This window comes from Bradyrhizobium sp. ARR65 (assembly GCF_000472385.1).
Lineage (GTDB): Bacteria > Pseudomonadota > Alphaproteobacteria > Rhizobiales > Xanthobacteraceae > Bradyrhizobium.
The window spans coordinates 47,891-70,247 of the sequence record NZ_AWZU01000029.1; the positions used below are offsets into that span (position 1 = coordinate 47,891).

General features: G+C 62.6%; 21 protein-coding genes. 7 read left to right on the plus strand and 14 right to left on the minus strand.

The features are described from left to right. Positions 1-121: 121 nt before the first annotated feature. Positions 122-850: a glutathione S-transferase family protein gene (locus F758_RS0127215; protein WP_024510848.1), complete on the minus strand. Its 729-nt coding sequence runs from the start codon at positions 848-850 to the stop codon at positions 122-124. A gap of 34 nt (positions 851-884) precedes the next feature. Continuing rightward, positions 885-1,148 (minus strand): hypothetical protein, encoded by a 264-nt coding sequence (locus F758_RS0127220; RefSeq protein ID WP_024510849.1) that lies wholly within the window; start codon positions 1,146-1,148, stop codon positions 885-887. Between the two features lie 102 nt (positions 1,149-1,250). Between F758_RS0127220 and F758_RS0127225 the strand changes: the two genes are divergently transcribed. After that, a complete protein-coding gene (locus F758_RS0127225; protein ID WP_024510850.1) occupies positions 1,251-1,949 on the plus strand; it encodes a helix-turn-helix transcriptional regulator in 699 nt (232 codons plus the stop codon). Continuing rightward, positions 1,942-2,265 carry a YkgJ family cysteine cluster protein gene (locus F758_RS0127230; RefSeq protein WP_024510851.1) on the plus strand — a complete coding sequence of 108 codons (324 nt, stop codon included), beginning with the start codon at positions 1,942-1,944 and terminating at the stop codon, positions 2,263-2,265. Before F758_RS0127225 ends, F758_RS0127230 begins: the two co-directional genes overlap by 8 nt. A gap of 157 nt (positions 2,266-2,422) precedes the next feature. On the opposite strand, the gene F758_RS0127235 is transcribed toward F758_RS0127230, so the two are convergent. From F758_RS0127235 to F758_RS0127260, 6 genes are all read right to left on the minus strand, one after another. Next, entirely contained in the window at positions 2,423-2,812 is a 390-nt protein-coding gene (locus tag F758_RS0127235; protein WP_024510852.1) for a hypothetical protein, read from the minus strand. A gap of 188 nt (positions 2,813-3,000) precedes the next feature. After that, the gene (locus tag F758_RS0127240; RefSeq protein ID WP_084305673.1) at positions 3,001-3,348 is read right to left on the minus strand and encodes a DUF3307 domain-containing protein; all 348 of its coding nucleotides are present in this window, start codon (positions 3,346-3,348) and stop codon (positions 3,001-3,003) included. A 518-nt stretch (positions 3,349-3,866) separates the two neighbouring features. Further along, entirely contained in the window at positions 3,867-4,703 is an 837-nt protein-coding gene (locus F758_RS0127245) for an SDR family oxidoreductase (RefSeq protein ID WP_024510854.1), read from the minus strand. 692 nt (positions 4,704-5,395) lie between these two features. Further along, positions 5,396-7,138 carry a tetratricopeptide repeat protein gene (locus F758_RS0127250; protein ID WP_024510855.1) on the minus strand — a complete coding sequence of 581 codons (1,743 nt, stop codon included), beginning with the start codon at positions 7,136-7,138 and terminating at the stop codon, positions 5,396-5,398. Between the two features lie 971 nt (positions 7,139-8,109). Then, complete coding sequence (locus F758_RS0127255) at positions 8,110-8,979, minus strand: DUF6537 domain-containing protein (RefSeq protein WP_024510856.1); 870 nt, start codon at positions 8,977-8,979, stop codon at positions 8,110-8,112. 15 nt (positions 8,980-8,994) lie between these two features. Next, entirely contained in the window at positions 8,995-9,660 is a 666-nt protein-coding gene (locus F758_RS0127260; RefSeq protein ID WP_024510857.1) for a Crp/Fnr family transcriptional regulator, read from the minus strand. Between the two features lie 325 nt (positions 9,661-9,985). Here F758_RS0127260 and F758_RS0127270 point away from each other — a divergent pair, with 325 nt between their 5' ends. The 3 genes from F758_RS0127270 (at position 9,986) to F758_RS49855 (ending at position 12,625) form a co-directional block, all read left to right on the plus strand. Further along, positions 9,986-11,098, plus strand: a complete 1,113-nt coding sequence (locus tag F758_RS0127270) for a cyclic nucleotide-gated ion channel (RefSeq protein WP_024510859.1) — start codon at positions 9,986-9,988, stop codon at positions 11,096-11,098. Then, on the plus strand, positions 11,095-11,892 hold the full coding sequence (locus F758_RS0127275) for an enoyl-CoA hydratase/isomerase family protein (protein WP_024510860.1): 798 nt from the start codon (positions 11,095-11,097) through the stop codon (positions 11,890-11,892). Before F758_RS0127270 ends, F758_RS0127275 begins: the two co-directional genes overlap by 4 nt. Before the next feature lie 349 nt (positions 11,893-12,241). Further along, complete coding sequence (locus F758_RS49855) at positions 12,242-12,625, plus strand: hypothetical protein (protein WP_024510861.1); 384 nt, start codon at positions 12,242-12,244, stop codon at positions 12,623-12,625. An 88-nt stretch (positions 12,626-12,713) separates the two neighbouring features. On the opposite strand, the gene F758_RS0127285 is transcribed toward F758_RS49855, so the two are convergent. The 6 genes from F758_RS0127285 to F758_RS0127310 all read right to left on the minus strand — a co-directional run bounded on the left by F758_RS0127285 (position 12,714) and on the right by F758_RS0127310 (position 19,105). Beyond that, positions 12,714-13,421, minus strand: coding sequence for a nitroreductase (locus F758_RS0127285; protein ID WP_024510862.1), 708 nt, complete (start codon positions 13,419-13,421; stop codon positions 12,714-12,716). Between the two features lie 60 nt (positions 13,422-13,481). Continuing rightward, complete coding sequence (locus tag F758_RS0127290) at positions 13,482-14,729, minus strand: acyl-CoA dehydrogenase (protein ID WP_024510863.1); 1,248 nt, start codon at positions 14,727-14,729, stop codon at positions 13,482-13,484. Positions 14,730-14,845: 116 nt separating this feature from the next. Then, entirely contained in the window at positions 14,846-16,090 is a 1,245-nt protein-coding gene (locus F758_RS0127295; protein WP_024510864.1) for an acyl-CoA dehydrogenase, read from the minus strand. A gap of 118 nt (positions 16,091-16,208) precedes the next feature. After that, positions 16,209-17,336 (minus strand): acyl-CoA dehydrogenase family protein, encoded by a 1,128-nt coding sequence (locus F758_RS0127300; protein WP_024510865.1) that lies wholly within the window; start codon positions 17,334-17,336, stop codon positions 16,209-16,211. A gap of 232 nt (positions 17,337-17,568) precedes the next feature. Next, a complete protein-coding gene (locus F758_RS0127305; RefSeq protein ID WP_024510866.1) occupies positions 17,569-18,327 on the minus strand; it encodes an SDR family NAD(P)-dependent oxidoreductase in 759 nt (252 codons plus the stop codon). A 103-nt stretch (positions 18,328-18,430) separates the two neighbouring features. Beyond that, the gene (locus tag F758_RS0127310; RefSeq protein WP_035723219.1) at positions 18,431-19,105 is read right to left on the minus strand and encodes a TetR family transcriptional regulator; all 675 of its coding nucleotides are present in this window, start codon (positions 19,103-19,105) and stop codon (positions 18,431-18,433) included. Positions 19,106-19,265: 160 nt separating this feature from the next. Between F758_RS0127310 and F758_RS0127315 the strand changes: the two genes are divergently transcribed. Further along, complete coding sequence (locus F758_RS0127315) at positions 19,266-20,438, plus strand: acetyl-CoA C-acetyltransferase (protein ID WP_024510868.1); 1,173 nt, start codon at positions 19,266-19,268, stop codon at positions 20,436-20,438. A 303-nt stretch (positions 20,439-20,741) separates the two neighbouring features. After that, positions 20,742-22,286, plus strand: coding sequence for an acyl-CoA synthetase (locus tag F758_RS0127320; RefSeq protein ID WP_024510869.1), 1,545 nt, complete (start codon positions 20,742-20,744; stop codon positions 22,284-22,286). Positions 22,287-22,357 lie beyond the last annotated feature (71 nt).

Consider the following 22,357-nt stretch of genomic DNA (forward strand, 5'->3'; position numbering starts at 1 on the left):
GCTTGCGGAGAGAGGTCGGATCGCACCGCAAGATGCGATCCCGGTGATGGGGAGTCACCGCGAGTTCAGTGCGTGGAGACAGCCCCTCTCCCCGCGAAGTGCGGGGAGAGGGAGAAGAGAGTCACGCCGCCTCGCGCTCGGCCTTCCACGCGAATTCCGGATAATATTGGCCCATCATCCGATCGACATAGGCGGCGAGATTGGCAAACTGCTCCGCCCGCTCCCGCAAACGCGATGAGAAGAACGGCGTCAGGATTCCGGCCAGCGCGCCGAAGGCGGTGGCGTCGGTGCCGCAGGGTTTCGCGCCCATCAGATAGGGCTTGTCGCCGAGCTGCACCGAGAGCGCGAACAGCGAGCGCACCGCGAGCTCGACATCATCGTCCGGCGCGTGGCGGCCGAGGCCGCTCAACAGATAGTTCTCGGCGACGCGGAACTGCGCGTCCTCGCGCAGCTTCTCGCGGGCGTGTTCCGGCGCGCCATCGAAGAAATGCGCCGGCCCCTTGGCGAAATTCTCCGGATCGACCCAGCGCGCGCCGACCAGCGCCCAGTAAACATGATGCTCGATCATCCGCTCGAAGGCCCAGGCCTGCGCGCGCTGCGCCCGGTCGAGGCCCTCGTCGAAATCAAAGCCGTATTTGCGCTCGATATGGGCGCGGATGAAGGTAGAATCGGCGATCGCCTGCCCCTCGTCCTCGATGAAGGGGAGCTGCCCCTTGGGCGAGGCCGGCGGCATCGCCCGTTCCTTGCGATAGGCGAGGCCAGCCATTTTGAGCTGGACCTCGGTCTTGGTCACAAAGGGGCTGATTTCCGGCAGGCCGAAACCGGTGCCAAAGCCAAACAGGGTGATCATGCGCGAGCTCCCGATGTCGTGATGGCGGTAAGCCCTAGCGCCGTCCTGCTGCCACCATGGTGTCAGCAGCCGTCAGGGACCTGGCGAATTGGGCTCCCTGAAGCGCGCGGCGGGCGATATTTTCGACCCAGGCGTTCGCGGCCGCACTGAGCGCAGCCGACAGCAGGCCGATCAGCGCGAGGCGAAGGTCACCGGAGGCGACATTGAGAGTGACCAGGCGTTCGAATGCCAAACAACCCAGTCTCGTCTGCAGCGACTGCCAACAGCCGCCGACATCCAGGTTATAGAGAGTGGTCATGGACAAGATCCCTTCATTTGAAGCGTTGTCCCGTTATAGAAAACCCCTGCTGCCAACATCCTGTCAGCAGCAGCAAGTCCTCGTTTTCACACGAGAAATTCCATGAGACGCGCCGACCGGCTGTTTCAGATCATTCAGGTCTTGCGAAGGTCGCGCAATCCGCTGACGGCGGATGCGATCGCGGCCGAACTGGAGACCTCCAAGCGCACGATCTATCGCGACATCGCAACGCTGATCGGCCAGCGCGTGCCGATCCGCGGCGAGGCCGGCATGGGCTACATCCTGGAAAAAGGCTTCGACCTGCCGCCCCTGATGCTGACACCGGACGAGATCGAGGCGGCGGTGCTCGGCGCGCAATGGGTGGCCAACAATGCCGATGCGGTGCTGGCGCGCGCGGCCGAGGACCTGATGGCCAAGATCGCCGACACGGTGCCGGAGCGGCTGCGCCCCTTCGTGCTCGAGCCCGCCAGCCGCGCCCGCGCCAATTGGCGGAAAGAGCCCGATCGCATCGACATGGCGCGGACGCGCAGCCAGATTCACGAAGGCAAGAAGATCGCGCTGCACTATCGCGACGAGCAGGGCCGCGATAGCGAGCGCACGATCTGGCCGATCGCGATCGGCTATCACGAGGCGGTGCGCATCCTCGCGGCCTGGTGCGAGCTCAGACGCGATTTTCGCAGCTTCCGCACCGACCGCGTGATCGATGCGCAATATCTCGACGAGAAATACCCCGAAAGGCGCGATGCGCTGCGTGCCAAATGGCGGCGCAGCCTGGTGTGGGAGCATCCGAAGGATGTCTGATAGCTTGGACTGCACTTCCGCTGCGACGGACAACCCGTGCGTCACCTGCGGCGCCTGCTGCGCCTATTCGGAAAACTGGCCGCGTTTCTCGACCGAGGATGACGCCGCGCTCGAGCTCATTCCCGAGCAATTGGTGAATGCGCGCGGATCCGGCATGGCCTGCGAGAACGACCGCTGCGCGGCGCTCACGGGCCGCATCGGCGTCGCCACCTCCTGCGCGATCTACGCGATCCGCCCCGACGTGTGCCGCACCTGCATGCCGGGCGACCCTGAATGCACCATGGCGCGACGGAAGCACGGGCTGCCGGCGCTTTGATCGTGTTGCAGTCACCGTCATTGCGAGCGAAGCGAAGCAATCCAGAGCCATGCGCGACGTTTTGGATTCTTCGTCGCTGCGCTCCTCGCAATGACGTAGTCCTTGTCGTATGTCGGGGTTATGGGCGCTGGCTTTCGCCAGGGCGACGAGCGTGAGATCAGGCCGTCACCGCCTCACCGACATCATCCTCCTCATCGCTGAGCGGCGAGAAGGTGGCGAGTGGTTTGGTCGAGAGCGTGATCGGCTTGCGACCGGTTGAGGGCTTTGTGCGGCCGGCGGATGCGCGCGATTGGGCGTAGAGGACCGAACCGACACGGCCGCCCAACTGGGCCAGTTCGCGCTCGCTGCAGCTTGCGGCAATCGCGAGCGCCAGCGAATGCAGATGGCTCCTGCGGTAGCAGAACAGCGCGAGTTGCGCCCGCACGTCGGACGAGACGCTTTCGACGAGCCTGGCGAGCCCATGCTCGCTCGCGCGGTACATCTCGCCGAGCAGCTCTTCCCGCACCGGGCAGCGCTCATTGTCGTAGGCGTCGCGGCTGGAAAACATCGCAGATCCTCTTGATACTGAGGATGCAATGCAATCTGCTAACGAAAGGTTAACCAGGCGCGCCGGTAGTTTCACGGATGCCTTGATCGGGAGCCACGAATCGGAATGAGCGCGGCTTCCGCGCAGTCGTGATCATGATGAACATGCCCTCTGAACTCGGCAGAGTCGGCCCTGGCTGAAATAGCCCCTCAATTCGCCGCCATGAAAATCGACAGCGCGAAACCAGTGAGGTGATGCAGCGCCTGGTCGACGCCGATCACGGTCCAGAACCACGGATGCTCCGGCGTCAGGCCGAAGCGCGACGAGACCAGGCCCTTGATGCGATCGATGATGATGTGGATGGCGAAATCGATGAAGGCCACGAACCAGAAGCGCGGCGCCACGATCAGGATCAGCGCTAATGCAACCGCAAGATGTACCAGGCAATGGGCCAGAAGCGGCAGCGCCCAGCCGGTCTTCTGGTCCTTGCCGTGGGCCATCCATCCGGTCTGCAGCACGAAATCGGCGATGATGTGCTTCACGGTGAGCAGCAGCATCCAGCCGATCAGCGCGCCCAAAGGAACCGACGACGAAAGAGATGGAAGCGACAAGCTGACGTCCCTTGACTAGCAAGCTTGGCACGCGGGAAATGGAGGCGTTCAGCGCAACTTGTTCTCAAACCCGGCCAATAAGCCCCTATGGCCTTTTATGGCATCTCCGCAGGCAGATTGCACCTGTCGGGAACCTGAAAAACGGCAGGTGTGGCCGAACGGTGCCATCCCACCGCCGACCTTGCGAGCGGCTGGAAACAAAGGTGAATTCGCGCTGGTTTTTGCAATCGCCACGACGGTGGGCACCTTGCCGCCAACCCTGAATTGCCGCGCCTTTTTAAGGCTTTGGTATTTCGGCGGACAGCCGGCGGCTATTCAGCCGCGCAAAATCGGGCCAACGTGCCGCCGCGCTCAGCGCTGCACGAGCGGGGCCGTGCATCCTTCGAGGCTCCCTTGCGCGAACGCCCTCTGGCGACAAAACGGCAAAGCCGTTTGCGCCGGGATGACGGGTCACAGCGCGTCGGTCAGCTCGCCCAATTCTCGCGGAATTCGCCGAACAGCGTCATGCCGCCGCAGGCGTAGATGGTCTGCCCGGTGATGTAGCTCGCCTCACTAGAGGCGAGAAATGCAAACACGGCGGCGATCTCTTCGGCCCTGCCGACACGCCCGAGTGGAATGTGCCCCTCGACCACTGCGCGCTTGGCGGGATCGCCCGTCCACGCCGCATTGATCGGCGTGTCGATCGCGCCGGGGCCGACGGCATTGACGCGAATGCCGCGGCCGGCAAATTCGAGCGCCAGTGTCCGCGTCAGACCGGCCATCGCCGCCTTGCTGATCGAATAGGCGAGATAGCCGGGCTTGGGGATGATCTGGTGGACGCTGGAGCAGTTGATGATGTTGCCGCCCCCGCCGCGCGCGACGAAGTGCGCAAGCGCATGCCTCGCGCAGAGCACGGCCCCGTTCAGGTTCACCTCGAGAATGCGACGATAGGTCTCGACATCCAGCGCCTCGCTCGGCGACTCCTTCTGGAAGCCCGCATTGTTGACCAGGCAATCCAGCCGCGGCCAGCGTGCGAGCACCGCCTCGAACATCCGCGCGATCTCAGCTTCGCTACCGATATCCGCCTCGATAACGAAATGGTCCCGCTTGCCATGCCCCCGCTCGCGCGACGCCGCCTCCACGCGCGCCAGCGCATCCTCAGCGACCGCCCGCGATCCGATGAAATTGATGGCAACGTTGGCACCTTCCTGAGCGAAGCGAACAGCGACCGCGCGTCCGATGCCTTGAGGGGCGCCAGTTACGAGCGCGTATTGATCGATGAGGCGGGATGAAAATTGAGGTGAACGTTCGGATTGCTGCATGCACTGCTCCGGGATGCCTGCCCACACAGGGTCATCGGCGATCCCGCGGAAAGGCGCAAGAGCGCGGTTGGCAGAAGTTGCGGTGAGTGTTTGCGGCCCTGCGGACCGCGCACGGTTCTGTTGGGATTAGACGTATTTCAGCTACGGGCGCGTTGGCGGCTGGCGTGCGCTTCTTCCATGTGCAACCGAACTTTCGCAGCAATCCTGATCCTCGGCGAGACTACGGCGCAAACCGCATGAGCGGTCCTCGTCTCTCTACCCAGGCATTCGTCATTCCGGGGCGCGCGCCAGCGCGGACCCGGAATCTCGAAGTTATGGAGCTACATTCTTACCCGGTTCGTCGCTATGCGTGGGACGATCAGCGCGGTCCCGCAATCGGTCTGCGCGACGGCTGGATTACGTTCAAGCTCGGCCACGAGTACGTGCGCGACAAGGGTGACGAGCGGCGGTGTTATCCAATACGGCACGCGGGGATAGTGTCGCGCAAGAGAATATCGCAGTGATTAAGGCGGCAAGGAGTGCGTCGGGTCTCATGACCCCGCACACGCGGCTCAGGCTTGGGCGCTCCCAAGGGGAGGACCGAGCGCTTCGGCAAACGCTTGTAAGACAAGCACAAATCAGCTTCGCTGCCTCGGTAATACTACCATCCGCTGCTTCTACTCAGCAGCCCGAAGAAGGTGCCTGCAGATCAGCTAAAGAGGGCGGCCAAATCTGCTTTCAAGCCGCGACGCTTTCTCGCGCAACTCGGAAGCTTTTTCGCGCGCCTGTTTCGCTTTGTCCGGATGGCCAGCCGCGTCGAACTGGTCAGCGCCGCGCTCGTATCTTTCGGCGTAATGCGCGAACTCACGAATCAGGTGCCAAACGTTGTGCCGAAACCAGTGCCGCTGATGAGCCATGGAGCGCACCAGCGGAATGACTTGTTGGAGGTTCAGAAAACCGCCTTTTCGAGGACTCGGCGGGGGCTTCGTTGATAACGCCTTCGAGACGCGCTCTAAAGTTGCTTTGGCGGTGCCTCTGGCTTCGGTCCGGCGACGCGCAACCGCTTGCACCAAGCGGTGCGTCGTGATTGCCGGAACCCCATCCTCATATGGATCATGTTTTATGAGTGACAGTTCGGCGAGCACCGATATGGCCTGCTCCCGATTGGGCAAGGCTTCCAGAAAATAAATAGGAACGCGCATTGGCGCGCAATAGCCGAGAAACGCCATGACCTCTTCTGCGGCAGGGCAGCGCGCCTCGGCCTCAGCGAGAGCGAGGTCGAAAGTCGCCGCGACGCTCCGGGGGTATAGTACGTCACGCGGCGCGCTCGCCATGAGGGTCGCTGCCTTCTTCGCATATTCTCCAAAACTTACCTGAGCACGTTTGCAATAAGCGGCTGCATGATCGAGGGCGAGCGGCAGGTATCCCAAGGCCTCCGCGAGTATTCTCGCGCCTGCTACATCCTGCCATCCTGCGCGGCTCTGAAGGAACGACACCGCTTCTTCAGGCGATAGTGCAGTAAGCGCCACTTCATCGGCCAGCCCGATCCAGTCAAAAAAACGCGACGTGATTAACACCCGGGCGCCTGCAGAAGGGAGAAACTTGGCAATTTCGTTTGGACTCACCGCGTTATCATACACCAGCAGCCAATTTGCGCGCTGTTCGGCGAGGCGGTGGAGCACTGCTTTCGCCATGTCCTCTGGATTAGCCGCGTTCGAGGCATCACAACCAAGAGCGACCCCGAGGTCCTTGAGAGCAGCACAGAGTCCCTCGCGCGTCTCAGCCGGACACCAGCAAACGCCCGCGTACAAGCTGCGGTAGCGGTATGCGTACTCAACGGCCAGCGAGGTTTTACCCACGCCTCCCATGCCCTGCACCGCGACGCGCTGAACAGCTTGGGTGACGACGGCGGGCTTATTGTGGATCAGGATTGCATCAAGCCGAGAAAGTTGGTCCTCACGTCCAGTAAAACTCGGAATACGCGGGGGCACACCGATGAATGGTCGCGGCGGAGGTGGGGTTGCCGTCGCTTGGCGCTCGGCGGCGGCAATGATGCGACGCCTACGCTCATCAGCGTCCTCAATCCCCACAAGGTCTTGGTAAATCACATCTGCTAGAAGACCGTCTGGCGAGACATCCTCGCAGCGGAGAATGATCGTGTGCCGCTCATCCGGCTGTCTCAGCCTTTGCGCCTCGAAACTGGTGAACTCCTTGCGGGTGTAAGCGGACTTTTCGTAGTCACTCGTAAAGAGGATGATAAGGTCGCGCGAGGTTTTCACACCCTCGTGCATCCTCTCAATCACGCTGTCACTTAGCTGAAAATCGTAGTCTTGGACAATGACCCTGTAACCCTTCTCGCGCAAAACGTCGGCGACCTCCTGGGCGATTCGACCCACGGACCCACGACGGCTCAGGAAGAAATCGTACTCGTATTGGCGACCATACCCTGTCGTCATCAAAGTTGTTCCGGTTCGCTATGTTCCGCGGTGTTCGTGCGTATCAAATAGGTCGGCCGCTGTGGGTGTCGTAGGCATACACGTCCCTACAACCAGGACGGCAACTTTCACGAGTTATCCCCAGCACCACATCTAAAGGGACGTCCGTGAAAGCTATGCAAAACGGAATCGGAGGGATTCCAATATGCAGGTTGTCCAAACCCCAATTTGGACGTTTGGCTTTCGTGACTCGGGATCGAAGCCTCACCAAACGCGAACGGCAGCCCGGGCACCCTCGCCCTCTTGACTCCCCCCAGCTCCTCCTCTATGTTCTCGTTTTGTTCCAACCCGTTATCGAGGGACGTATCGCGATCGTCACGGACGTGGGGTGGAATGCGGTGGACGCGGGACTGTGCCGATGGACGAGCGGTGCACTCGCGGACGGCGAAGTCGTGTGGTCCTGGCGCGCCCATGCAAGGCGCCAAGTTGGCGACGCTGCCTCGCGCATCGCGCCAATGACGGTGGCAAACAAGCTTGGTTCACCGGGGAGAGCCCGTATAAGCCGTAAAGCCATCGCGCAGGGAAGGCCGGCGTGATTGCCGCGCTCACCTGTGGTCAACGCGCGCTCGCGCAACCTTTTTTTGCGCGGGGGCCGTGGGTGTGCTGCGGGCACCCGGTCTTCCCTGCGCCCTCGATCTTCCGAGGGACGCGTCTCGACGCATCCACCCGGGCGCGATTGTGCCGCGGGAATGTGGAAGTGTGTCTTTCTCGACGTCATTGCGAGGAGCAACGCGACGAAGCAATCCAGAATCACGGGCTGGGCTCTGGATTGCTTCGCTTACGCTCGCAATGACGGGACGGCTACTGAAAATGAATCTGGATGGCGAAGCGAAGGTCCTCACCCCTTGCTCGTCAGGCCCGGGCTTGCCCCGCCTGCGGGGCCGAAGCCCCTTCGGCGAGGCGAAGGCCCGGCCATGACGAGTGGAGAGCCCTCACTCCGCCGCATTCGCCTCGGCGGCATCGGCCAATGCGCGGGCGCGGATCTCGGCGATGGCGCGCTTCAAGGAGGCCTGGCGCGGATCGGGCATCGCGGCGGCGCGCGCCTCTCCGATCGCGCCGGCGAGATCGGAGAGCGGCAGGGTGCCGTCGAAGGTCGGTTTGACGAGTCCGTCGATGATCGCGTGCCAATCGGCAAGGCCGTGGCGGTAGGCATCGCCGAAACCCTGCACCATGGTCGCGGTCTGCACGATAGCGAATGCCGCGCTCGGCTGCTTGACCAAAGCGCGGCTGATCATATGCAGCCAGCGCTCCACCCAGACCCGCTCCTGCTCGTATCGCGCCGAGAACAGCCGCCAGCGCCGCAAGCCCGCTTCGAGCTTCAGGCGGCGAATGCCCCAGCGGCTCCTGGTCGAAAACGGGATCGCGACGCGCCTGTGCAGCCAGCCAAGCTCGCCGAGCACCATCCAAACCGGATCGGCCGCCAACTGGGGCAGCGCGCCGATCAGCTCGTCGAAACGAAATCGGAGGATGTCGGTGGACGGCGGCGCCCCGTTCTCGAACTCGGCAAGCTTGAGCTGCGCGATGCGGATCGCATCCTGGTAGCTCATGCGCATCGCCATGAGTCGCGCGATCTCGCGAAACAGCGCGGCATCGACGCCGGGCCGGCCCATGAAGCGGCGCAGGCGCTCGACATAAAGCTGGGCGTAAGCGGCGCTCTGGTAATCGGTCAAGAGATGGATGCCCTCGCTCACGACGCATGCGGCACCCTCCGGCAGGCCCTCTGGCAGGCAGGGCGGCGTGCCGTCTTCCTCGCCGATGAAGTCGGCGAGCAGATAGCGCAGCGAAGAGAGGATGCCGGTCACCTGTTGCGCCCCGCCTCAAGCGGTCTCGGCCGCGACGGTCGGCGGCGTCTGCTGCGCCAGCCGCTCCTCGAGCTTGCCGATGTTCTCGAACAGGCGCGCGCTGGCGAGCTTCAACAGATAGAAGCCGAACGCCGGGTTCTGCACGTAGAGCTGCTCCACCTGGTCGTAGCTGACGGAAAGGACGAGGCCGTCCTCGATGCATTCCAGGGTCTGGGTGCGCACATTGGAGGGCGAGAGCATCCCGAACTCGCCGACGATGGCGCCGACCGGCAGCTCGATGCCGGACTCGACCAGGCGATAGCGGCCGCTGACGATGTAATACATGCTGTCGGCCTTCTCGTCCTTGTAGAACAGCACCTCGTCCGCCCTGCATTTGCGCTCGGTCATGAACGGCTTGAGCCATTCCATCGAGAGATCGCTGCTGACGGATTTTTTGACGTCGCGCACCAGCTGCAGCATCTGGTGCAGCCGATAGACGTTGAGCGGCAGCAGCACCGAATGCAGCACCAGGGTCGGGTAGTTGTGGATCGGGATCGCGGTGGCGATCAGCACGATGTTGGTAAGGATCGCGAAGACGCGGAGCGGGATCATGGTCCGCATCGAGAGCGTGGCCACTACGAAGATCGAGGCAAAGAAACTGCCGGCAGCGCCTGCGTGTTCGGCAAGATGTGAGGTATCCATCGGGCCAACCAGACTTTAAGAAATGAAGGGTTCAGCGGATCCAAAATTCCATATAGTGTCCGTCACCCTGGTTGATATACGGCCAAAAAGCGAAGTTTTCTCCGCGATTTGGGCCGTTTTCGGGGAATATTTCGCAGGTAGCGGTTTTTCCGCCCGCGCTCGCCGCATCGCTTTTCTGAGGTCGAAGCGCGCGCTGCGGACGGGGAGCGGATTTCCGGCTGCCGCAAGCCTCGTTGACGGCCCTGTCCCGTCCGGGCACCTTGTCGTCCCCGGCCAAGTCGCGGCCGGATCGCATTTTTTCTCTGATAGCGGGCAGCGCCGTCGAATGTCCAAGCCAGAAGCTTTTCCGGGTCTGGCAGAATTTGTGACCGCCACCGCCGGCCGGAACATGACCAAGGCGGCCTATGCAGCCGTCACGATTGGCATTCTCATGGTCGTGCTGCTCACCATCGATGAGGCCTACGCCGCGGCGCGGCATTGGATCGAAGGCGTGCTGTGGGGGTGCCTCGCGTTTTTTGCCTTCGAATGGCTGGTGCGGATTCGCCGCGCCGCGAGCACCGGCGGCGGCACGCGATATCTGCTGTCCGGCCGGGGACTCGTGGACGCCGTCTGCGCGATCGCCGTGCCCATCGCGTTGCTGTGTGGTGCCGGCGACAGGACGGCATGGCTGTTCGCGGTGCTGTGGATCGTCAAGGTTTTTCCGGGCGTTCCCGGTTTGCGGCAATTGCGCCGGGTGCTGGTGCTGGAATCCGGTCCGCTGCTCAGTGTGCTGGTGCTGTTTCTGATGGTGCTGTTTCTGGGCTCGGCCGCGGTCTACGCCCTCGAGCGCGAGGCGCAGCCGGCGGTGTTCGGCAATTTGCCCTCGGCGCTGTGGTGGGCGGTGGTGACGCTGACCACCACGGGCTATGGCGACGCGGTGCCGATCACCCCACTCGGCCGGCTGGTCGCGGGCGTGGTGATGATCTGCGGGCTTGGCGTGTTCGGCCTGTGGACCGGTATCCTCGCGACCGGCTTTGCCGCCGAGACCCGGCGCGACAATTTCTTGAGGACATGGGAATCGGTGACCAAGGTGCCGTTCTTCGCCAATCTCGGCCCCGCGGCGATCGCCGACGTCACGCATATGCTGCGCACGCTCGACCTGCCGCCGCGCGTCGTGATCATCCGCAAGGGCCAGCGCGGCGATTGCATGTATTTCATCGCCTCGGGCGAAGTGGAGGTCGACCTGCCCGGCAAGAAAGTGCGGCTCGGCGAAGGTGCGTTCTTCGGCGAGATGGCCCTGCTCGGCAACAACCTGCGCTCCGCGAATATCACCACCACGCGCTTGTCAAAGCTCCTGGTGCTAGACCTTGTCGACTTCCGCCTGTTAGTGGCGCGTCATCCCGATCTCGCTCAGACCATCGATGCCGAGGCCAAGCGGCGCGCGCTGGAGAATCAATGACCCGACTTCAACCTGCCGCAGACAGCGAAGCGGCGAGCCCGCCCCTTCTCGAGCGCGATGGCACGCGCGCCACCATCCGCCTCAACCGCCCCCGGCACCTGAACCGGCTGCAGCCGGAGGATCTCGATGCACTCTTGAAGCTGTTCGATGCGATCGAGGCGGATCCTGCCATACGCGTGGTCGTCCTGACCGGCACCGGCCGTGCCTTCAGCGCCGGCTACGATCTCGGCTCGATCGCCGAACGCACGGCGACCGCGCAGGAGCAGACGGCGGGATCGGCGTTCGAGGTCGTCGTCGACCGCCTGGAGGATTTAGGCCTGCCGACCATCTGCCGCCTCAATGGCGGCGTCTATGGCGGCGCGACCGACCTCGCGCTGGCCTGCGACTTCCGCATCGGCGTCGACACCTGCGAGATGTTCATGCCGGCGGCCCGATTAGGGCTGCACTACTACAAGAGCGGCATCAAGCGCTACGTGTCCCGGCTCGGCGTCGATAATGCCAAGAAACTGTTCCTGACGGCACAGAAGATCGATGCCGCCGAGATGCTGCGGATCGGCTATCTCACCGCGCTGGCGTCAGCCGAAGCGCTGGACGAGGAAGTCGACCGGCTCGCGGCCGCACTCGCCGCCAATGCGCCGATCGCCATGCGCGGCATGAAGCGGACCATCAACGAGTTCGCGCGCGCCAGCCTGGACGAGGCCGCCGCCGACAAGCGCCATCGCGACAGCATGCATGGCGAGGAGATCAAGGAAGGCGTCAAGGCCTTCGCCGAAAAACGTCCGCCGCGATTCTGACGGGCATCATCCCGCGCAGTTTTCCGGAGGCGATTGGACCTGGATCAACGACGCCGCTCAATCCTCGGCGATTGATGATCACGCTACTGCGATTTTGTTCCCGAGCGGCCTGTTTGCGATTGACTAAAGGTTGTTCAATATTAACCTGCTCGTTGCGCGGGAGGCATTGAGTGCAAAACGGGGAATCGGACTGGAGATGGCGCGCTCCGGCCTTTGTCGACGCAATCGCAGGCTTGGTGAAAAGCCCGCGCGTTACTCTGCAATTCGAAGAAATGCCGGGAAGCGCCTTCCGGTCGGATCGGACCAAGCGATTCGCCACTGACCTGCTCGCCATCAACCTGGCGGAGGATTGCCGAGGTCAGTCGGCGGGCTCGACCGGGGACTTCCGTTCTTCTTCGAGCAGCCGCTCGGCAAACGCAATCAGCTCCTCACGGTGCCGCATGCTGCGCAACGCAAGAAAGCTCCTCATAAGCCGAAGGCCGAAAGCCGTCGTTTCATCGGCCTTCAATGCGGCGGGCTTGGGCGGCATCTGCATGCGACTCGCTGCTATTCCGGGTTTATAGCCGTGACCGAACCTGCACTCGACAAGATCATTGCCCAGCTACAATTGTGCATCGTGGATGCGAGGGCCTTGCAACTCAAGATGTTGGAACGGCTTTTGTCAATAGCATTGCTGGAAGCCTATGAAACTCGGGAGAAATCCGCCAACGGACGCGACGACGGGCCCATCTAGGCCGATGCGGGCGCGGCAACGTGAAGGCGCACAACGCCGGTCCGGTTCATCAATATGAATGACGCGTGTCCTAAGTTAATGGCAGCGCCTAGTCGTCGAAGAACCTGACCGCATCGGCGATCTCGGCACGCGTGGTGCGATAGCTGTTGGCCTTGTGCGCCAGATCCGGATAGCCGAACGAAATCCCGCAGACGACGTGGCGGTCATCGGCAAGGCCGAAATGGGCGCGGACCACGTCGGAATGAAACGCCAGCGCCGCCTGTGGAATGGTGGCGACCCCGAGCGCCTGTGCCGCCAGCATGAAGCTCGTGACGTAGCCGCCGCAGTCGATCGCGCCATAGACGCCGAGCGCCTCGTCGCTGTGGACGATGGCGACATGGGGCGCGCCGAAGAAATTGAAGTTCTCCAGCGACTGCCTGGCGTAGCCCGCCTTGTCGCCGCGCGCGATGCCGAGCGAATTGTAGAGTTGGAAGCCGCTCTCGCGCCGGCGCTCCAGATAGACGCCGCGATATTCGCGCGGAAACGGAAAGTCGCCGGCAGTGGGCTTGCCGCTCGAGGCCGCCGCATACATCACCTCGCGGAATTTCTGCGTGGCCGCGCCCGAGGTGATCTCCAGCCGCCAGGGTTGGCTGTTGCACCAGGATGCCGTCCTTTGTGCGGCAGCAAGGATACGCTCGATGGTCGGACCCGGCACGGGTTTGGACAGAAAGGCGCGGCAGGAGAAGCGCGCGGCGAGCAGCTCCTCCAGAATCTCGATCGGCTGTTGTTGCGCCTTGTCGGCTGCGATGGAAGTCATGAGCAACTCTCTCCGGTATCATTCCGGGGTCGCGCATTCGCGCGCCCGGAATGAGGGGTGTCAACCACGTCCCTTGGTCGGAATCTTGTTGAACGGCACATCCTTGTCGACGCGAATATCCCCTGGCAATCCGAGCACCCGCTCGGCGATGATGTTGCGGAGGATTTCGTCGGTGCCCCCGGCGATGCGCATCGAGGGCGACGACAACAGCATCTGCTGGAACTGGCCGGCCGCCTCCGCCACGTCCGGATCGTTGAGAACGCCGGCCGCGCCCTGCAGGTCCATCGCGTAAGCGGCGATGTCCTGCAGCATCGAGCCCGCCACCAGCTTGCCGATGGAATTTTCCGGTCCCGGACGCTCGCCCTTCGACAGCGCCGAGACCGCGCGGTAGCTGGTGTATTTCAGGCCGCTGTTCCTCACAGCCCAATTCGCAAGCCTCTCACGCGTGGCGCGATCGTCGATGGCGGGGCCATCCTCAGTCATCAGGCTGTTGCAGAAGGCGAAGATTTCCGAGAAACCGGTGGTGAGCCGCGCGCCGATCGACATGCGCTCGTTCATCAAGGTCGTCAACGACACGTTCCAGCCGTCGCCGACTGCGCCCAGCCGCTGCGAATCAGGAATGCGCAGGTCGGTGAAGAACACCTCGTTGAACTCCTGCAGGCCATTGGCCTGCTTGATCGGCTTCACCTCGACGCCGGAGCTCTTCATGCTGATATAGAACATCGTGAGCCCCTTGTGCTTGGGCACGGTGGGATCGGTGCGGGTGATCAGGATGCCGTAATCGGAATAATGCGCGCCCGACGTCCAGATCTTCTGGCCGTTGATGATCCACTCACCGCCGCGTTTCTCCGCGCGGGTGCGCAGGCCCGCGACATCGGAGCCGCCCGCGGGCTCGGAAAAGAGCTGGCACCAGATTTCCTCGCCTGACGCGATCTTCGGCAAATAGCGCCGCTTGTCGGCCTCTGACCCATAGGCCATCACGGTCGGCCCGCACATGCCTTCGCCAATCTGGAAGGGCTGGGTCAGCTTGCCGTAGAGGCCCTCTTCCTGCTGCCAGATCACGCGCTCGACCGGCGAGGCGCCGCGACCGCCATATTCCTTCGGCCATTGCAGGCAGGCCCATCCCGCATCCGCCTTCTTCTTCTGCCAGCGCTTTGCCACCTCGACGATGTCGTGGTTCTTGAGCTTGATCCGCCCCAGCGAGGATTGCGAAAGCTCGGCTTCCAGCTCTTTCGGCGCATTGGCATCGATCCATTGGCGCGCTTGCGCACGAAAAGCGGCTTCCTGCGGGGTGTCATCGAAGTTCATGGTGTCTCTCTCCTCGTCATTCCGGGGCGCGGCGAAATCGCGAACCCGGAATCTCGATCCCAAACTTCTGGATTCCGGCTTCGCGCTTTCGCGCGCCCGGAATGACGTCGTAATCTCTAGCTCCGCCCCTTCGTCGGTATCTGGTTGAACGGCACATCCTTGTCGACACGGATGTCGCCGGGCAGGCCCAGCACGCGCTCGGCGATGATGTTGCGCATGATCTCGTCGGTGCCGCCTTCGACACGCGTGCCCGGCGCGCGCAGCAGCATCGCTTGAAACTTGCCGGCGAGTTCCGCCTCCGGTCCGTTCAACACACCCGCCGCGCCCTGCAGATCGAGCGCAAACATCGCAACCTCCTGGATCATCGAGCCCGCCACGAGCTTGCCGATGGAATTTTCCGGCCCCGGCCGCTCGCCGCGGGAGAGCGCGGAGATGGCGCGGAAGCTGGTATATTTCAGCCCGCTCGCCTTCACAGCCCAATTCGCCAGTTTCGAGCGCACATTGCGGTCGTCGATGGCGAGGCCGTCCTCGAGCACCAGATTGCTGCAGAACTCGAACAGTTCCGGAAAGCCGGTAGCGACGCCGGCGCCGATCGACATGCGCTCGTTCATCAAGGTGGTCAGCGCGACATTCCAGCCGTCATTGACAGCGCCTAGACGCTGGGCATCCGGAATGCGAACGTCGGTGAAATAGACCTCGTTGAAATCAGATTGTCCGCTCGCCTGCTTGATCGGCCGCACCTCAATGCCCGGGCTCTTCATGTCCAGGAAGAACATGGTGAGCCCCTTGTGTTTTGGCGCGGCAGGGTCAGTCCGTGTCAGCAGAATGCCGTAGTCGGAATAATGCGCGCCCGACGTCCAGATCTTCTGGCCGTTGACGATCCATTCGTCACCGCTTTTCTCCGCACGGCTGCGCAGGCCCGCGACGTCCGAGCCTGCGGAAGGCTCGGAGAACAACTGGCACCAGATCTTCTCGCCAGAGGCCAGCGGCGGCAGATAGCGCCGCTTCTGCTCTTCACTGGCGAAGGCCATCATGGTCGGCCCGCACATGCCGTGCCCGATGATAAACATCGCGGAGAGCCTGCCGTAAGGCCCTTCTTCCTGCTGCCAGATCACCCGCTCGATCGGAGAGGCGCCGCGGCCGCCACATTCCCTGGGCCAATGCAGGCAAGCCCAGCCGGCTTCGGCCTTCTTCCTCTGCCAGGCCTTGGCGACCTCGAGCACGTTGGCGCCGGTGAGCTGGGTGCGGCCGAGCGAGGATCTGCGCAGCTCGTCTTCATATTGCTTGGGCGCATTGGCCGCGATCCAGGCGCGCGCTTCGGCACGGAAGGCGGCTTCGTGCGGAGTGTCGTCGAAATTCATGACGAATCCTCTCTCCTGTCATTCCGGGGTACGCGAAGCGCGAACCCGGAATCTCGATCCAAACCTCTAGATTCCGGGCTCGCATCTTCGATGCTCCCCGGAATGACGTCCTTGCAACTCAAGCCGCATTTCGCTTGCGCATGCGGTCGATCAGCGCGTCTTCCCAATAAGAGAGGCTGCCCAGGCCAAGTGCCGTCGCGTTGGCACGGCGGTAGAACATGTGGCAGTCGAACTCCCAGGTGAAACCCATGCCGCCGTGGACCTGGATGTTGTTCTTGGCGCAGTGCTGGAACGCCTGGGTCGCGCTGATGCGCGCCGCGGCGGCGGCTTCCGGCAATTCCGACGAATTGGTCGAAAGCGCCCAGGCGCCGTAGTAGGAATTCGAGCGCGCCAGCGTTGCCGACACATACATGTCTGCGAGCATGTGCTTGACCGCCTGGAACGAGCCGATCGGCCGGCCGAAGGCGATGCGGTCGAGCGCATAGTCGCGGCCCATTTCCAAGGCGCGATCGGCGCCGCCGACCTGCTCGAAGGCCATCAACACCGCGGCGCGGTCGAGCAGTTGCGTGAGAATGCTCCAGCCTTCACTGGCGCGGCCGAGCGGCTCGGCCCTGCAATTCTTCAAGGTGATCTCGGCCTGGCCGCGGGTGGGATCGATGTTGGAGAGCGACTTGACCTCGACGCCCTCGCCCTTCAGCTCCGTCAGAAAGAGCGAGATATCGGTGTCACGTCCGCTCACCCCCGTGCGGGCGGCAACAATCGCAAAATCGGCGATCGCGCCATCGGGCACAGGCATTTTCACGCCGCTCAACGTACCGCCCGATGCGGCTAGCCTGATTGCCCGTGGTGACGGATTGCCCTTGCCTTCGAACAGCGCGAGCGTGCCGATCGCTTCACCTGAAGCGATCTTCGGCAACCATTTCTGCTTCTGCGCCTCGCTGCCCGCGAGCAGCAGCGCTTCCGCGGCAAGATAGACGGTCGAAGAGAATGGCACCGGCGCGAGCGAGCGCCCCATCTCTTCAGCGATCACGCAGAGTTCGAGATGGCCGGCACCGGCACCGCCATAGTTTTCCGGAATCGCGACCCCGAGAAAGCCCATCTCGGCGAGGCCCTGCCACAGTTCGCGATCGTAGGGCGCCTTGCCATCGAGCACGGCACGCACCGCTTTCGGCGGACATCTCTCAGCGAGGAATTTTCGTGCTTCGTCACGGAGTTGCTTTTGCTCGTCGGAGAAATCGAAATTCATGGGGCGTTACTCGCGTTGGTGTGCGTGAATTGGCTCCGTCATTCCGCGGCGCCTCGAAGCGGCGCTAACCTCGGAGGCTTCTTTTTCGTCGTCCCCGCGAAAGCCGGGATCCATGCTGCGGAACTTCTCTGCGAAGCGATCGGTGTCAATTGATCTTCGCAACAATGGCGCCCGATGGTTATGGGTCCCGGCTTTCGCCGGGACGACAATAACTAGCGCGGCGCCATAATAACTAGCGCGGCGCCATGCGGATCGCGCCGTCGAGACGGATGGTCTCACCATTGAGCATCGCGTTCTCGACGATGTGCACGGCGAGGGCGCCATATTCGGACGCGTCGCCCAGCCGCGCCGGATGCGGCACCTGCGCACCCAGGCTCTTGCGCGCCTCTTCGCTCAAACCCATCAGAAGGGGCGTGAAGAACAGGCCCGGCGCGATGGTGTTGACACGGATCTTGTGCTGGGCGAGGTCGCGCGCAGCAGGGAGCGTGAGGCCGACCACGCCGCCCTTGGATGCAGAATAGGCGATCTGGCCGATCTGGCCTTCGAAGGCCGCGACGCTGGCGGTGTTGATGATGACACCGCGCTCTTCGCCGACCGGCTCGGCCGGCACGAGCCGCTCCGCGAACAGCCGCAGGCAGTTGAAGGTTCCGATCAGATTGACATGAATGACGCGGGTGAACTTCGCGAGCGGGTACACGCCGTCCTTGCCGACGATGCGTTGCGAGCCGCCGATGCCGGCACAATTGACCAGCACGCGCGCGACGCCATGTGCGACCTCCGCTTTGGCCAGCGCCGCCTTGACCTGTTCTTCGTCGGTGACGTCGGCGTGCAGCGCGACGCCCTTCACCTCGGCTGCGATCTTTTCCGCATTCTCACTGCTCTGATCGAGCACGCCGATCTTCGCGCCTTTGGCGGCTATGGCGCGCGCGGTAGCGGCCCCCAGGCCCGAACCACCGCCGGTGATGACAACGGCAACGTCTTTCAACTGCATTTTGATTTTCTCCTTGGGCGTTTCCTGAGCTTGTTTGGATAATAGCGAGTAGCAAATGGGGATGGCGCCACGCCGACGTTCCCGGCCACAACCTCGCTATTCGCTACTCCCTATTCGCTTCTTCCAATTCACGCTGCGTCTCCTTGCGTTCCAGCATGCCGCCGCAGATCAGTGCTTCCATATGCTTGATGTAATTGCGGCAAACCTCGTCCGTGACCGGGCCGACGCCAATGGCGCGAGACATCGCGTGGCGACCGAAGAACAGGTGGTCGCAGGCGCCGATCAGGCTGGTGTAGAACAGCACCGGGTCGACGTCGCGAAACTCGCCCGCGGCGATGCCTTCTGCGAGCAGGCGGCGATGAAAGTCCAATAGTGGCGCCACGAAGAACTTCGAAACTGCATCGGCCGACTCCGCGCTGCTTTCATGCAGCAGGTAATGGATCAGCCGGTTCATATAGGGGAAGCGGTGATAGGCGCGGATGATGCCGGCGATGTGCAGCTTTAGCTTCGCCGTCGGCGTGATCGGCTGGGCCAGCAGATATTCGAGATTGTCCATTTCGGTCGCGGCATCGCGCGCGAGCAGCGCTAGAAGCAGCCCGTCCTTGTTGCCGAAGTGATATTTCACCAGCGCAGCATTGACCCCGGACTTCTGCGCGATGTCGCTCAAGGATACGTCGATCGAGGCGCGTTCGATCATCAACTCGCTCGCCGCTACGAGTAACTTGTCGGCGGTGGTATTTCTGCCGCTCTGGAGCCTGTTGGGGGCGCTGGTACTCAAGGGCGATCAGATCCTTCACGGAGGGCCTGGCCCGCAGATAAGCTGAAGCCGCGGCCCATCTCAAGAGTTAATTGAACGATTGACTAAACTGCCTTCCGCCTCTTAAATCCGCGCCGTCGTCCAGACCAAGCGAAAAACAAGATCTAGGGAGATTAAAGAGATGGCCGAGGCTTATATCGTCGCCGCCGCGCGCACTGCCGGCGGCCGCAAGGGGGGACGTCTCGCGGGCTGGCACCCGGCCGATCTCGCCGCCACCGTCCTGGATGCGCTGGTGGAGCGGTCGGGTGCCGCTCCCGAGCAGATCGAGGACGTCATCATGGGCTGCGTGATGCAGACCGGCGAGCAGTCCAACAACGTCGCGCGCAACGCGGTTCTGGCCTCAAAACTCCCCGAGAGCGTGCCCGGCACCTCGATCGACCGGCAATGCGGCTCATCCCAACAGGCACTGCACTTCGCGGCCCAGACGGTGATGTCGGGCGCCATGGACGTCGTAATCGCCGCGGGCGTGGAATCGATGACGAGGGTGCCCATGGGACTCGCTTCCGCGCTGCCGGCGAAGAACGGCTTCGGCCACTACAAAAGCCCGAACATCGAGAAGCGCTATCCCAACATCATGTTCAGCCAGTTCACCGGCGCGGAGATGATGGCGGAAAAATACGGGCTCTCGAAGGACGAGCTCGACGAATATTCCTATCGAAGCCATCAGCGCGCAATCGCGGCAACACAAGCCGGCCGCTTCAATGACGAGATCGTCCCGGTCGAAATCACGCGCGCCGACGGCACGACCGATACCCACCATATCGACGAAGGCATCCGCTTCGATGTGAGCCTTGAAGGCATCAAGGGCGTCAAGTTGATCGCGGAGAATGGCAAGCTGACCGCAGCCTCCGCCAGCCAGATCTGCGACGGCGCCTCCGGCGTTGTGGTGGTCAACGAGCGCGGCTTGAAGTCGCTTGGCGCCAAGCCGCTCGCGCGTATTCATCACATGACAATGATGGGCGGCGATCCCGTGATCATGCTGGACGCGCCGCTGCACGCGACCGAACGCGCGCTGAAAAAAACGGGCATGAAGATCGACGACATCGGCCTGTTCGAGGTCAACGAAGCCTTCGCCTCCGTGCCGACCGCCTGGCTGAAGACGACAGGGGCGGATCCTGAACGGCTCAACGTCAACGGCGGCGCGATCGCGCTCGGCCACCCGCTCGGCTCGTCCGGCACCAAGCTGATGACGACGCTGGTGAATGCGCTAAAGCAACGCAACAAGCGCTATGGCCTGCAGACCATGTGCGAAGGCGGCGGCATGGCCAACGTGACGATCATCGAGCGGCTGTAACAAGCGTCTACACGAATGCTGTCGTCCCGGCCTTGAGCCCATAACCACAGGCAGATGCTGTTGCATCGCATAGGCCTCCGTCATTGCGAGCCAACGGGTCCGCGCGTAGCGCGGCCCGATGACAGGCTCCGCGAAGCAATCCAGAGTCTCGAATTGTGCGCTGGATTGCTTCGTCCGCTCCGCTCCTCGAATGACGAGTTGCTCTAAGGTGCCACGAACTCAAGCCCAGGGGTTATGGTCCTGGCTTCCCCCCGGATGACAGCCTCCATTTGGTCAGGATATTCGATCCAACCGGTAATCCCGATGACCCATCCCTCCATCCACGCGCGCACCCATCCGGACAAGATTGCCTACCAGATGGCAGGAACGGGCAAGGCGATCACCTATCGCGAGCTTGACGAGTTGTCGAACCAGGGTGCGCATCTGTTTCGCGCATTGGGACTGAAGGCGGGCGACCACATCGCCTTCCTGATGGAGAACCGGCTCGCCTTCATGGAGATCTGCTGGGCCGCACAACGGGCGGGGCTCTATTACACCGCGATCAGCCGCTATCTCACGCACGACGAGATCGACTACATCGTGAAGGATTGCGGCGCCAAGGTCGTGATCACCTCGCCGAAATGCGCTGAGCAGGTGAAAAGCCTCATCACGGGCGCACCCGGCGAGCCGTTGTTCTTCATGCTGGACGTGCCGCAGGCCGGTTTTCGTTCCTGGGACAAGGAAGCGATCGCGCAGCCGGTGACGCCGATCACCGACGAAATCGCCGGCTACGACATGCTCTATTCGTCCGGCACCACCGGCCGGCCCAAGGGCATCAAAAAACAGTTCGAGGGCAAACCGATTGATTCGCCGAACCCGTTCCTGCTGACGCTTTGCGCGAACATGTGCGGGATGGGATCAGAGACCGTCTATCTTTCGCCGGCGCCGCTCTATCACGCGGCGCCGCTTCGCTTCAACATGATGGTGACCGTGCTCGGCGGCACCTCCATCATCATGGAGTCCTTCGATGCGGAAGGCTTTTTGCGCCTGGTCGAGAAGTACAGGATCACGCATTCGCAGTTGGTACCGACCATGTTCGTGCGCATGCTCAAGCTGCCGGAAGCGGTACGCAAGCAGCACGACTTGTCGTCGCTCAGGAGCGCGATCCATGCCGCGGCCCCCTGTCCAATCGACGTGAAGGCCAGGATGATCGAATGGTGGGGGCCAATCCTGGTCGAGTACTACGCGGGCTCCGAAGGCAATGGTGTCACGGTCTGCAATTCGCAGCAATGGCTCGAGCATCGCGGCAGTGTCGGCCGCGCCGTGGTCGGTAAGGTCAAGATTCTGGGCGAGGACGATGAGGAGCTGCCGATCGGCGAGATCGGCACCATTTATTTTGCCGATGCACCTAGCTTCTCCTATCACAACGATTCCGAGAAGACGAAACGCGCCTACAACTCGAAGGGCTGGTCGACGCTGGGCGACGTCGGCTATCTGGATCAAGACGGCTATCTCTATTTGACCGACCGTAAGTCCTATATGATCATTTCCGGCGGGGTGAACATCTATCCGCAGGAGACCGAGGATGTGCTGATCACGCATCCCGAGGTCGCCGATGTCGCGGTGTTCGGCGTGCCGAATGAAGAAATGGGCGAAGAGGTCAAGGCGGTGGTGCAGCCGAACGACATGGCGCGTGCGAACAAGGCATTCGAGGCCGAGCTGATCCAGTTTTGCAAACAGCATCTTTCCCCGATCAAATGCCCGCGCAGCATCGACTTCGAAGCCGAGCTGCCGCGCACGCCGACAGGGAAATTGGTGAAGCGCCACTTGCGCGACCGCTATTGGCCGAAGACTTCGGTGCGGATTTAGGCGCCAAAACCAAACAAGAGCCGTCATGCCCGGCCTTGTGCCGAACATCCACGTCTTAGAAAATGGCGGCG

Coding starts and splice junctions, on each gene's coding strand:
- F758_RS0127260 (WP_024510857.1), bottom strand. CDS start 9,660: ATGGATACCTCACATCTTGCCGAACACGCAGGCGCTGCCGGCAGTTTC.
- F758_RS0127285 (WP_024510862.1), bottom strand. CDS start 13,421: ATGACTTCCATCGCAGCCGACAAGGCGCAACAACAGCCGATCGAGATT.
- F758_RS0127230 (WP_024510851.1), top strand. CDS start 1,942: ATGTCTGATAGCTTGGACTGCACTTCCGCTGCGACGGACAACCCGTGC.
- F758_RS0127270 (WP_024510859.1), top strand. CDS start 9,986: ATGTCCAAGCCAGAAGCTTTTCCGGGTCTGGCAGAATTTGTGACCGCC.
- F758_RS0127240 (WP_084305673.1), bottom strand. CDS start 3,348: ATGCTGCTGCTCACCGTGAAGCACATCATCGCCGATTTCGTGCTGCAG.
- F758_RS0127290 (WP_024510863.1), bottom strand. CDS start 14,729: ATGAACTTCGATGACACCCCGCAGGAAGCCGCTTTTCGTGCGCAAGCG.
- F758_RS0127225 (WP_024510850.1), top strand. CDS start 1,251: ATGAGACGCGCCGACCGGCTGTTTCAGATCATTCAGGTCTTGCGAAGG.
- F758_RS0127320 (WP_024510869.1), top strand. CDS start 20,742: ATGACCCATCCCTCCATCCACGCGCGCACCCATCCGGACAAGATTGCC.
- F758_RS0127245 (WP_024510854.1), bottom strand. CDS start 4,703: ATGCAGCAATCCGAACGTTCACCTCAATTTTCATCCCGCCTCATCGAT.
- F758_RS0127235 (WP_024510852.1), bottom strand. CDS start 2,812: ATGTTTTCCAGCCGCGACGCCTACGACAATGAGCGCTGCCCGGTGCGG.
- F758_RS0127220 (WP_024510849.1), bottom strand. CDS start 1,148: ATGACCACTCTCTATAACCTGGATGTCGGCGGCTGTTGGCAGTCGCTG.
- F758_RS0127295 (WP_024510864.1), bottom strand. CDS start 16,090: ATGAATTTCGACGACACTCCGCACGAAGCCGCCTTCCGTGCCGAAGCG.
- F758_RS0127300 (WP_024510865.1), bottom strand. CDS start 17,336: ATGAATTTCGATTTCTCCGACGAGCAAAAGCAACTCCGTGACGAAGCA.
- F758_RS0127315 (WP_024510868.1), top strand. CDS start 19,266: ATGGCCGAGGCTTATATCGTCGCCGCCGCGCGCACTGCCGGCGGCCGC.
- F758_RS0127305 (WP_024510866.1), bottom strand. CDS start 18,327: ATGCAGTTGAAAGACGTTGCCGTTGTCATCACCGGCGGTGGTTCGGGC.
- F758_RS0127275 (WP_024510860.1), top strand. CDS start 11,095: ATGACCCGACTTCAACCTGCCGCAGACAGCGAAGCGGCGAGCCCGCCC.
- F758_RS0127250 (WP_024510855.1), bottom strand. CDS start 7,138: ATGACGACAGGGTATGGTCGCCAATACGAGTACGATTTCTTCCTGAGC.
- F758_RS0127215 (WP_024510848.1), bottom strand. CDS start 850: ATGATCACCCTGTTTGGCTTTGGCACCGGTTTCGGCCTGCCGGAAATC.